The organism is Streptomyces sp. NPDC005151 (genome assembly GCF_053599875.1).
Genome location: NZ_JBSFYR010000155.1, coordinates 1 through 10,070 on the forward strand (window position 1 = coordinate 1; position 10,070 = coordinate 10,070).

10 protein-coding genes, 1 tRNA gene and 2 pseudogenes are annotated in these 10,070 nt (G+C 66.5%); 6 read left to right on the forward strand and 7 right to left on the reverse strand.

The features are described 5' to 3' along the window. Window positions 1-319: hypothetical protein (locus tag ACWD6R_RS38230; protein WP_451822967.1), on the forward strand; the 319-nt coding region annotated here is incomplete at its 5' end. A gap of 557 nt (window positions 320-876) precedes the next feature. Here ACWD6R_RS38230 and ACWD6R_RS38235 read toward each other — a convergent pair. Continuing rightward, the gene (locus ACWD6R_RS38235) at window positions 877-1,794 is read right to left on the reverse strand and encodes a DUF6891 domain-containing protein (protein WP_451822968.1); all 918 of its coding nucleotides are present in this window, start codon (window positions 1,792-1,794) and stop codon (window positions 877-879) included. Between the two features lie 127 nt (window positions 1,795-1,921). On the opposite strand from ACWD6R_RS38235, the gene ACWD6R_RS38240 reads away from it, so the two are divergent. Continuing rightward, on the forward strand, window positions 1,922-2,116 hold the full coding sequence (locus ACWD6R_RS38240; protein ID WP_451822969.1) for a hypothetical protein: 195 nt from the start codon (window positions 1,922-1,924) through the stop codon (window positions 2,114-2,116). 230 nt (window positions 2,117-2,346) lie between these two features. Here the strand turns inward: ACWD6R_RS38240 and ACWD6R_RS38245 are convergent, their stop codons facing one another. Beyond that, the gene (locus tag ACWD6R_RS38245; protein WP_451822970.1) at window positions 2,347-3,165 is read right to left on the reverse strand and encodes a hypothetical protein; all 819 of its coding nucleotides are present in this window, start codon (window positions 3,163-3,165) and stop codon (window positions 2,347-2,349) included. A 10-nt stretch (window positions 3,166-3,175) separates the two neighbouring features. On the opposite strand from ACWD6R_RS38245, the gene ACWD6R_RS38250 reads away from it, so the two are divergent. Next, a complete protein-coding gene (locus ACWD6R_RS38250; RefSeq protein WP_451822976.1) occupies window positions 3,176-3,685 on the forward strand; it encodes an RHS repeat-associated core domain-containing protein in 510 nt (169 codons plus the stop codon). Window positions 3,686-3,924: 239 nt separating this feature from the next. Here the strand turns inward: ACWD6R_RS38250 and ACWD6R_RS38255 are convergent, their stop codons facing one another. The 3 genes and pseudogenes from ACWD6R_RS38255 to ACWD6R_RS38265 all read right to left on the reverse strand — a co-directional run. Beyond that, window positions 3,925-4,488 (reverse strand): fasciclin domain-containing protein, encoded by a 564-nt coding sequence (locus ACWD6R_RS38255; protein ID WP_451822971.1) that lies wholly within the window; start codon window positions 4,486-4,488, stop codon window positions 3,925-3,927. A 627-nt stretch (window positions 4,489-5,115) separates the two neighbouring features. Then, window positions 5,116-6,213: a hypothetical protein gene (locus ACWD6R_RS38260; protein ID WP_451822972.1), complete on the reverse strand. Its 1,098-nt coding sequence runs from the start codon at window positions 6,211-6,213 to the stop codon at window positions 5,116-5,118. Between the two features lie 141 nt (window positions 6,214-6,354). Then, window positions 6,355-6,792: pseudogene (locus ACWD6R_RS38265) on the reverse strand (glycosyltransferase family 2 protein); the annotation flags it as partial. A gap of 239 nt (window positions 6,793-7,031) precedes the next feature. Between ACWD6R_RS38265 and ACWD6R_RS38270 the strand changes: the two are divergent. Then, a complete protein-coding gene (locus ACWD6R_RS38270; RefSeq protein WP_451822973.1) occupies window positions 7,032-7,556 on the forward strand; it encodes a hypothetical protein in 525 nt (174 codons plus the stop codon). Between the two features lie 263 nt (window positions 7,557-7,819). Here the strand turns inward: ACWD6R_RS38270 and ACWD6R_RS38275 are convergent, their stop codons facing one another. Then, window positions 7,820-8,026 (reverse strand): Imm32 family immunity protein, encoded by a 207-nt coding sequence (locus ACWD6R_RS38275; protein ID WP_451822974.1) that lies wholly within the window; start codon window positions 8,024-8,026, stop codon window positions 7,820-7,822. A 490-nt stretch (window positions 8,027-8,516) separates the two neighbouring features. Here ACWD6R_RS38275 and ACWD6R_RS38280 point away from each other — a divergent pair, with 490 nt between their 5' ends. Beyond that, entirely contained in the window at window positions 8,517-8,726 is a 210-nt protein-coding gene (locus tag ACWD6R_RS38280) for an excisionase family DNA-binding protein (RefSeq protein WP_451822975.1), read from the forward strand. Then, window positions 8,726-9,853, forward strand: a pseudogene (locus ACWD6R_RS38285) (tyrosine-type recombinase/integrase). The gene ACWD6R_RS38280 and the pseudogene ACWD6R_RS38285 overlap by 1 nt, the downstream one beginning before the upstream one ends. 81 nt (window positions 9,854-9,934) lie before the next feature. On the opposite strand, the gene ACWD6R_RS38290 reads toward ACWD6R_RS38285, so the two are convergent. Continuing rightward, window positions 9,935-9,995: transfer RNA gene (locus ACWD6R_RS38290), tRNA-OTHER, on the reverse strand. Window positions 9,996-10,070 lie beyond the last annotated feature (75 nt).

Sequence of the window (10,070 nt, forward strand, 5' to 3'; positions counted from 1 at the left end):
CGGCCCGTTCACGGACTTCCTTCGGGTATGGCTTCGACATAACGATCCCGATCCTTCCAAGAGATCGAGCCTCGGTCAAACCCGGAACGATTCACTGCTTTGGGTGAATGCATACGTGATCAACGATGACCTGCCCAACGCCTGCCACGACCTGCGGAGGAATAGCTTCCCGCCGGAGGTGGCGTGCGCTTCCATGGACGGAACGCTCACCGGCGCGAACGCTGGGTGGATCGAGGCTCTGTTTTTCGCCTCGCTCATGGTGTCAGTGATGTTCACGACCATGGCACTGGTAATAGTCACGATCGTTCGCAAGAGGTGACTCGCGCGCCCGGATCTCCGAACTGCGTAACTGACCTAACGCTGTGAGCTGCGCCGAGCCGTCAACAGTCGATAGAGGCCCATAACCGTGTCACCCTCTGAACGGTCTTGAATACCGTCGTGGCAGCGATGTCACCGTGGGTTCAAATCCCACACCCACCGCAGGTGAACGACCCTTGACCAGTTGAATTGGTCGGGGGCCGTTCTCATGTGGGCTGTCCGCCGATCGCTGTTGTTCCCCGTGGGTTCCCGGCCGATCGGGCACGGAAGGGGCACGGCCACCTCGGCCGATGGCCGCACGGATGCGCAGCGCGGCGGCGTCAGCGTTCTTCCCGTGAACTTTCCAGCCCCTGCGGTTGCTTCGTTGCTCGCCGACGCCGATGCCAGCGGTCCGACAGTTCCCCTGTTGCAACGGAAGCCGCAGCCATAACCGCACATGTTGACCAACTTTTGCGATCTCTAATGGTCCTACCCATAAGCCAGAAGGAGCCCGTTGCCAGGCCCCACCAGGTGGCATACCAGGCCCCGGCCTCGTGGGCGTGATCTTTGACGCCGGTCCTAGCCGACCAGGCGGCGGCACCAGTCCAGGGGAGTAACGGTGATGGCCCGGCCAGGGTCATGGTCCCACTCGGCGTTGAGGCCGGCTGCTTCGAGGGCGGCCACGACCTCGTAGCCGATGACTGCGGTGGTCTCGGACGAGCCGTCGAAGCCACCGTAGAGAAGCATCAGTCCGTGGCCGGCTGCTGCGGAGTCCGTGCACTGGGTGTGGAAGTAGACGAAGCCGCGGCCGTCGGGCCCGCCTTCGCCGCCGATCTCGGACTGGCCGCAGTTGCGGCAGCAGGTGAAGTTCTCGCGGGCGGTGATACCGGCCTCCTGGAGGGCGGTGAACGCGCGGGTGAGCCGCTCAGGGTCGGTCTCGCCCTGCCATGTGGCCTGCTCCGCTACGCGCTCCAGCCACATCCGGTCGGCCAGCGCCTCCGCCTGCTCGCGCGAGACGGGCCGACGGTCCTCGGTGACCAGGTACTCCTCAGCGAGCTCGGCCAGCTCGGCGCGGGAGGCGTAGCCGCCAACCAGCACCTCGCGTACGCGCTTCTCCAACTCCCCGCGCTCGTCTTCGTCGAGGTCGAGCAGCGGCACCTCGCGGGTGGAGCCCATGTCCAACAGAGACCAAGCCAGACCAGCGTCCCAACCGTCCTCCTGGCGAGCCCAGCCGGTAAGCGCCGCAATCACGACCTCGGGACTGTCTGCCATCGCCTGGAAGTGCCGGTCGGCGGCACCGTCGCGGTGCTCCAGTGTGTAGTCACCACCGGCCTTGTGCCAGATCTGGGCGAAGACGTCCGGCAGGTCGGGTATCCGCTGGAGCACCAGGAACCGATCACCGTCACCGCCCATACGCCGGACCAGCCCGGCCAGCTCCCCTTCGGACACACGGACGTGCCGCTCCCAGTTCTCCGTCTTCACCACGATCTCGAGCATGCGCAGACTTTGACACATCCGTCTGACAGCAGCCCTCATGGGATTCGCGACGCAACTGCACTGCGACAGCTAGGCCGATTCGTTTGGATCACTCCCGCTGGCCGAGGTTGTCGTTGATGATGTCCGTGTGACCAACCGCATCAGCGCTCTGATCTCGGCCTTCGGTGTTCTTGCCAGCATGTTGCTGCTCGTCGTTGCCGTTCGTGAGTACCGCCCCGGGGCATCGGCCCTCTGGATCGGGGCTGGAGCTGTGATCTTCCTCAGTGCCTTGTACACGTTCGTGCGGGACGTGCGGCGGCTCCGCACGGGGCCGACGACCTGACGAGCGGCGCCAGTTCCGACCGACGCCTCCCGTCGTCGTCCATGTGTGCCGTTGACTGGCTCTGTTCACCAGAACGGACAGCGAATGTTCACCACTTCGGGAGGCGCATGAGCTGGCCGCGGGAATCGAACTGCTTACCATTTGCGACAGCATCCGGAAGCCGGCCCAAGCCCATGAGCCGTCGCCTGCCGACGCTCGAACGCTCGAGGCCTCCGCGGTCCATCAGGTGGTCACGGGCAGCCCTGGTTCTGTCCACCGTCGAGGACGGCCACAAGGTCCTCAAGGATCCCAACGAACTCCGCAGTCGGAATCTCCACCACGAAGACCTTGCCCGCATGCTCGGGATGCTTGATCAGGTGTTCCTCACGCCAGAACTGCAGCGTGATGACCAAGCAGTCCCCGTCGCGGAAGAGGTGGACGGTCACGTTGTCGGTCGGGGGACCCCAGTCCAGGGCCCCGAACCGGCTGCGAAACTCGTAGTCGGCTTCGGTCTCATCGTCAGCCCCGGCACGGAGCATGAGACGCCGGTGTGTGGCTTCCGGAGACAGGCCGTCGAACGTTACGGGAGAGCCGTTACCGGAGCGCAGCCAGGCAGTCGTATCCAGCACGGCGCGGCGGAACTGCTTGATGAATGCCATGTTGTCGTCGCAGGTCAGCCACTGTCCCGCAGCCCACAGGTTCACCTGGCACAGCGCCTGGTCCCACTCGCCGACCTCGGCGGCGAACCTGTGCTTGTCTCCCAGAATTACGGTCACGCCGGACCCTCGCAGGCACAGCGCTGCATCCGCAAGCAGGTTCCGGCGCGGCAAAACCGCCCGCGTGACATCCTCAACCGCCGGCCGCCTGATCCGGCGGTCCCCTCCATGCGCAGCCACGGAGGACTGCGGATCCGGCTTCAACGGGACGCTGGACGTGCTGCCCAACATCGAACAGGCAGCGGCAGCAGCGCCTTCCGAAGTGGTGAACATCTGCTGCTCGTTCTCGTAGACAAAGCCAGTCCAGCACTTCGGCGAGTACGGGCAGCAGCTCGACGCCACCACGGCGGTCACCTACGGATGGCTGGGCTCGTACGCGCGCTCCACGTCGGGCGTCAGCGGCCTCAGCTACCTGGGCGCCCGTGCCTACGACCCGGCCCTCGGCCGGTTCCTGCAGACCGACCCGGTCTACGGCGCCAACGCCAACGCCTACGTCTACCCCGGCGACCCGGTCGGTTCGTACGACCTCGACGGCCGGGCGAAGGCCCGTAGCTGCGGCTTCTGGTGCAGCGTCTTCACGACGGGCATCGGAGCGCTCGTCGGCGCGGCGTGCGCGCCCTTCGCCGGGCCCGTCGTCTGCGGCGCGGTCGGCGGCGGCATCACCGGCTTCGCCCGCTACTGGTGGACCCACCACGGCGGCCACGGCTACACCATCAAGGGCGCCATCAAGGCCACCCTCGTCGGTGCTGCCATCGGCGGCTTCGGCGGATCGGCCGGAAAGCTCATCAAGAAGCTCGGCGGAAAGGTGTTCAAGGGCTGGGGTGATCGGCAGGCCATCAAGGACTGGGAGAAGTTCAAGAAGGCCATCAGTTAGGTGACCGTCAGCTCGACGACCACTGGCTAGGTCAACGGGTTTGCCGGCTTACGGAGGAGATACCTTCTGGAAGCCGACCGGCCCGGCCGTATCCCTGAACGAGCCGTATCCCTGGACGAACGGAAGTACGAAGGTGCAGTCGTTGATCAAGTACTGGTCGGCGGTGGTCCGCCGCGTCGCGCCCGTCGCCGGACTGACCGCCCTGGTGGTCGCCCCGCGTCGGGAACGGGAGCCATGAGTCAGGACGGGGGCTGGAGGACTGTGTCAATGACGTAGATGGTGGCGTTCGCGGCCTTGATGTTGCCGCAGACGATGTTCGCCTTGCCGTTGACCTTGAAGTCGGTGTCCGAGCCCGACGTGGTCAGTTTGCTGCCTTCCACCGTCGTGAAGGAGCCCTTGGAGAGTTCGTTCGGGGTGATCTGCTTGTCCACGACGTGGTAGGTCAGCACCTTCTTCAGCTGCCCCTGATTGCTGAGCAGCGAGGCAAGCTGCGACGCGGTCACCTTCTGGAAAGCCTGGTTGTTGGGAGCGAAGATGGTGACGTTGGGTTTCCCGTCGAGGGTGCCGCTCAGCCTTGCCCTGACCGCGGCTGAGACCAGCTGGCTGAGCTGTGGATATGCGGCCGCAGCCTCTACGACCTTGTCCTTGGCCGTGTTGGCCTTCTGGGAGAGCGCCGAACAGCCGGGACCGAACGTCCCCGACGGGCTGGGAGACGCATCCTGTGCGTGGCTCTGCGACGCCAGACCTCCAAGCGCGAGCGGGATGGCGACCACGGCTGCCGCGGTGGCCTTTGCTGTACGCATGCGGGTGAACCTCATCGCAACCTTCCTCCCGTGGAGGCGTGAACACTGCAGAGGTTTGGACTGCGGAAGTCTTCGTTTCCGCTCGGCGGGGTGGGGGCGGCTGCTGCGCCCGGCCTCGGGCCATCATCACCCGGCCACTCAGCCAGCGTATCCAGCAGGTGCCGGTGGCCGCATCTCGAAACCCGGACGCGGTGAACGCCCCGCCCTGCTGGACCCCGGCCTACCGGGTTCGCAGTATTGACGCCTTCAGGCGCTGCAGCCAGCGCCTGGGGACCGCGCGTGCGAGGCGATCCAACTGAGCTTCCCGGCCTCATGTGTGCGGGATCTGTCCCTCCCCTCGTAGCGTGGAGTCCGTGATTGCAGGGGAAGTTGGGATGTGGTGGCACGGGCGTGAACATGCGAAAGGGCCAGTTCGAGAGGATCAAGCCTCCGAACTGGCCCTTGGTGCTGTGCCCCCGGCAGGATTCCAACCTGCGACACCCGCTTTAGGAGCGAGGTGGGGTCAGTCGGGGCCTGACCTGTGGCACGCCCACTTCGGCGGAGACTCGCCGTCTCTACTACTGGTCGCCGTAGTTCCCCGTGAGTTGCCGCATGATCTGGCGCGGTTGTGGCACGGGGAACCCTCAGCTAAGACCGTGTGGCGGTCCCGCACCCCGCTTCGGCGGCCTCCCGCATGCGCGCGTCCATCGACGTGCTCCGGTCGTACGGGTCGACCTCGGGGCCGTCTCCCGAGCCCGTGGCCGCGCGCTCGGCGCTGAACTCGGGGGTGAAGTAACCGGTGAAGGTGTCACAGCCTCCGTTGGTGGTGTCCACCTTGTAGGAGACGAGGGAGAACGTCCCCGACTCGATGACCACCTTCGCCGGGTCGTCCCAGCTCATCACGACCTCGCGGCGCACGATGGTGCGCGCGACTTCGTCGCTTCCCGATGCAGCACGTACGACCGGATAGACGTACGTGACATCGGTGGTCACCTCGACCGCACCGCGCTTACCTTCCCGGTACGTGATCCGTCCTCGTGTCTTGACCACGTTCCCGATGAGCCGCACCTTCGATTTCGCGAACCGGCTGAACAGCAGCAGAGGATCGTTCTCCCGGCTGGGCGCGCGGAACGTGGTCGCCAGGTAGTCCTGGACATCCTGCTGATGCGGATTGATCAACGCGATCGCCTTCCTGGGCCGCTCCCCGCGCAGCACATCAGGATCCAGGCTGGACGCGACAAGGAAATCCCGGGTGCCATCGAGCGCCTGCGCGACCTGCTCCTTGCTCATCCAGCCGGCCGCCCGTGCCGCAGGAAGGCTGATCCCCGCCGTCCCGTCGGCCCACCGAGCCGCCGGCGACCCCATGAACGGCTGGTCCAATGTGGGCAGTTGAGCTGCCGCCACCGTCGTCGGCGGGTGATCCGGGGGCTCCGACTCCGCGGCGAGCGGGGCACTCTCGCCGCCTCCGCCTCCGAACCATCCAGCCACCCGCCCCGGATCCAGCGCCACGACCAGCAAGCCGACCGCGACCAGCAGACCGACCACGTACCAGCCCTTGCCCTGTCGGCGCCGGGCCGGTTGGTGAGTCCGCCACCCCTCCGGCGGGCCGGTCTCCTCCCGCATCCGCCGCGCCACCATCCGGGCCCGCGCCGACGGCTCCTCGGGCGCGCCCTGCGTCCCGGCCTCGGCCTCCCGCAGGAAGCGCTCCCACTCCTCGTCCGGCATGGACGCCCCGTCCTTGCCCACGACGCGTTCTCGTCCCTTCTGACACACCCGGTCCCGCCCAGGGCCGGTCGTTGTCCGTGCATCATCACACAGCTCAACCGCACCCTCGCGAACCCAAGTCCCGCATGACCAACGCTTGAACACCGCCGGCTCGAATCAAGCTCAGAGGATCGGCGGGCGCCCCAACCGGGTCATACGCCACACCGTGCGCCACTTCATCGGCTTGCGCGGGCTGCACGACGTCCGCATGCCCTCGATGAACCCGGCCCACCAAGCCTTCAGGCCGCTCAAGGGCCGGATGCGAGCCATGGTGAGGAGGGTCCACACGCCGAGATGGACCGGAACCAGGGGAATCGGAAGTCGTCGCCGGGCCAGCCACACCCGGTTCCGGGCGGTGAACCGGTAGTAGACCGCGGGCCGGGCCGGGGACGTCCTGGGGTGCTGGAGGACGAGTCCGGGTTCGTACAAGATCTTCCAGCCGTCGTCGAGCGCGCGCCAGGCCAGGTCGGACTCCTCGTGCCCGAAGAAGAACTGCGCCGGCCACAGGCCGATCTTGTTGAGCATCGGCATCGAGAAGGCGTGACCGCCTCCGAGGAACGCGGCTTAGCCCGTAGCTCTGATCGGATCGGTCAGCGGCGTTTTATACCAGCCGCTTCAAGACCCTTGAGGGGCGCGACTGGACGTGGATGGTTGCCGTGGTTGCGGTGTGCCGCAGCATTCCCGCACGCGGCCCGAGCGAAGAAGTTGAACATGTTTAATAGTGCTGGCAGGATGCCGAGCGCGTGATCGACGTCCGGTCGAACCGCTGTCATTCATGGTGTCGCGACGGGGGCCGGATCATGAAGACCAACTCGCCTGGCTCGGCATGGTGCCGGATCGCACCTCTCCTCGCCTGCCTGTTCGTGCTGGTGGGATGCAATCCGCACATGTACGACGAGGTGCCCGCAGTGCATGACGCGAAGCGCGCTGAGATCGTGGGTTCGTGGCTCTGCAGCGACGGCACCGAGGTCACTCTCCGGCCTGACGGAAAGGCTGTCATCCGTCTCCTGGACGGGGAGGAATTCGACTTCGACGACGGGTGGAGGCTGTCGGGCACGGGGGCATGGGAGCGGACGGACGAGCGCACCGGGTGGAACGACGGCCAGCATGTCCGGCTGACACTCACGTCGCGCACGGCATCGGCGACTCGTGCTCCGGATCCCGGTGAGCGTCTCGATGCGTTGGGCGAGCACGCGCCAGCACCCGAGACCTACACGTGGACGTTCGAGTTGCAGCGCGACAACAGGGAACAGTTGATGTTGTACTTCTTCTTCGGCGACCCTGACTCCCGCAGCGCCTATGTCTTGAAAAAAAGGCAGCCGTAGCCCACCCGGCCCTGCTGCGCAGCAACAGCCTCTGCGTAGACGTCACCAGAGGTCGGCGGAAGCGATCTCGAAAACCGTCGTGGCAGCGATGTCACCGTGGGTTCAAATCCCACACCCACCGCAGATGAACGGCCCCTGACCGGGTGAATCGGTCGGGGGCCGCTCTCGTCTGGCTCCGCCGTGGTTATCCGGTCCTGCCCGTGGTTCCCCGCTCGATCGGGCACGGGAGGGGCACGCAACATGACGCTGGGCCGGAGTGAGGCCTACAGCTTGTCGTCGCGTTCCAGGATCAGGCTGATCGAGCCGTCTTCGAGATTGATGCCGCTCTCAAGGTGCTCGTGGTAGCCGTCCCTGAGTTCGGGATCAGCGAGAGCCATGAGCCGCTCAGCCAGGTCCCGCAACCCTGCGGCATCAGCCGCAACGGTGATTTCGGTCGCTGAGCCGTACACCTTGATCCGGGGTTCATCCACGCGGCCACGCTACAGCGGGTCTTCACCACCCCCAACCCACCACTCACCCCAGCTCCCATCCCGTCCGCCTTCGACCCACACACCGTGGAGCGGTCGCGGTTCAGGGCGTCAAGGTGGAGCGCGCCACTGTACGAACGACCTTGACGCCCTGGGCCGTGACTGCTCGGCTCTGCCTGGGTCGAAGGTGGTCGGGATGGGAGCCCACGACGCTCGCCACGAATCCGCCGGCACTCGCGAACGGCGCCCCGTCCATCCCGGTGCCGTAGCGCCCCCGCCGGAGGCATGTCTTGAAGCCGCGGGCTTGGTTCTCGTCTCATGCCCTTCCGGGCCTATCTCTCGTGGGCGCGCGTCGGCGGCGGCAGCGCCGAGCGGGCCGAAGGCAGGAGCGCGGGCGCAGCCAGAGCCGGGTGCCTTGATGAGGTAGAGAAACCTGTAACAGCTCAGCTTGCCAAGGGCTGCGGGCTCGGCGTCTGGTCCGGGAGTGGTGAGTATGGAGCGTCTACTCAGCGTTGATCAGGTCGCCGAACTCCTCGGCGCTACTGTCCGGTTCCCCCGGCGGCTGATTGAGGAACGCCGGATCACCTTCGTCAAGGTCGGCCGACACGTTCGCATCCCGGAGAAGGCCGTCGCGGCCTTCGTTGAGGCCAACACCGTGGAGCCGGTGACGGTCCGGCGGACCGGACTGCGGAGGGCTGCCTGATGGCCAATAAGAAGGGCAACCGCCGGCGCTTTGGCTCGGTTCGGCAACTGCGGTCCGGCCGTCGGCAGGCTTGATACCGAGACCCTGCGACGGGACAGCTTCGCACTGCCGAGCAGACCTACGCGACCAAGACTGACGCAGACGTAGCGCTGACGCACATCGAGGCGGACATTTCGCGCGGCCAGTGGGAGGACCCGGACAAGGGAGCTGTCCTCTTCACCGAGTACGCCGATGCCTGGCTGCGGGACCGCAAGCTGCCCGACCGCAGCAGGGAACGGAACGAGGCAGTGATCCGGCTTCACATCACGCCGACGTTCGGTTCGGGATCGCTGGCCGATGTGACCACGTCCCGCGTCCGGGCCTGGCGCGGCAAGTTGCTCGCGTCCGGGGTGGGGGAGCCGACCGTCGTCAAGGCGTATCAGATCCTTCGCGCCATCATGAACACGGCCGTTGACGACGAGCTGATCCGTCGCAACCCCTGCCGGGTCAAGGGCGCCGACCGTTACGACGTGCCCGAGCGGCCGGTGTTGACCGTGGCGGAGGTGTACGCCGCTGCCGATGCCATCGCTCCCCGGTACCGGCTGCTCGTCCTGCTCGCCGCCTTCACCACACTGCGGTTCGGCGAGCTGGCCTCCCTGCGCCGCCGCGACATCGACACCGCCGGGCGGGTGGTCCTGGTGCAGCGGGCCCAGGCCGAGATGTAGAACGGCAGGCTCTTCGACAAGGCTCCGAAGTCGGCGGCGGCCGGCGTCCGCCCCGTCGCCTTCCCGGACGAGATCCTGGCCGACGTCATCGAGCACCTGGAGCGCTACGCGGGTGCCGGTCGCGACGGCCACGTCTTCCTCGGCCCCCAGGGCGGACAGCTGCGGCGCAGCAACTTCCGGGACGACTGGATCAAGGCGCGCAAGGAGGCGGGCATCGCCGCCGATGTCCACTTCCACGATCTGCGGCACACGGGAAACAACCTGGTCGCTGCCGCGGCGAGCACGCGTGAGCTGATGACGCGCATGGGACACAGCACCGCCCGTGCCGCGTTGATCTATCAGCACACCGCAGATCGGGACCGCGCGATCGCTGACCGGCTGGGAGCGATGATCCGCAAGCAGCAGGGAGACGCCGGGACGTAGTGGCACGTGTGTGGCACGGACGTGATCACGCGAAAGGGCCAGTTCGAGAGGATCAAGCCTCTGAACTGGCCCTTAGTGCTGTGCCCCCGGCAGGATTCGAACCTGCGACACCCGCTTTAGGACAAGGCCGTGAAGTTACGGCTGCGGGGCTGGTGGCAAGGGGTCTCGGTTGGGTGGAGTGCCGGACGTAGGAAGCGGAGCCCCGGTAGAACGACTT

Excerpts from the sequence above, each read along its gene's own strand:
- ACWD6R_RS38235 (WP_451822968.1), bottom strand. The coding sequence starts at position 1,794 with ATGCTCGAGATCGTGGTGAAGACGGAGAACTGGGAGCGGCACGTCCGT.
- ACWD6R_RS38255 (WP_451822971.1), bottom strand. The coding sequence starts at position 4,488 with ATGCGTACAGCAAAGGCCACCGCGGCAGCCGTGGTCGCCATCCCGCTC.
- ACWD6R_RS38270 (WP_451822973.1), top strand. The coding sequence starts at position 7,032 with ATGAAGACCAACTCGCCTGGCTCGGCATGGTGCCGGATCGCACCTCTC.
- ACWD6R_RS38280 (WP_451822975.1), top strand. The coding sequence starts at position 8,517 with ATGGAGCGTCTACTCAGCGTTGATCAGGTCGCCGAACTCCTCGGCGCT.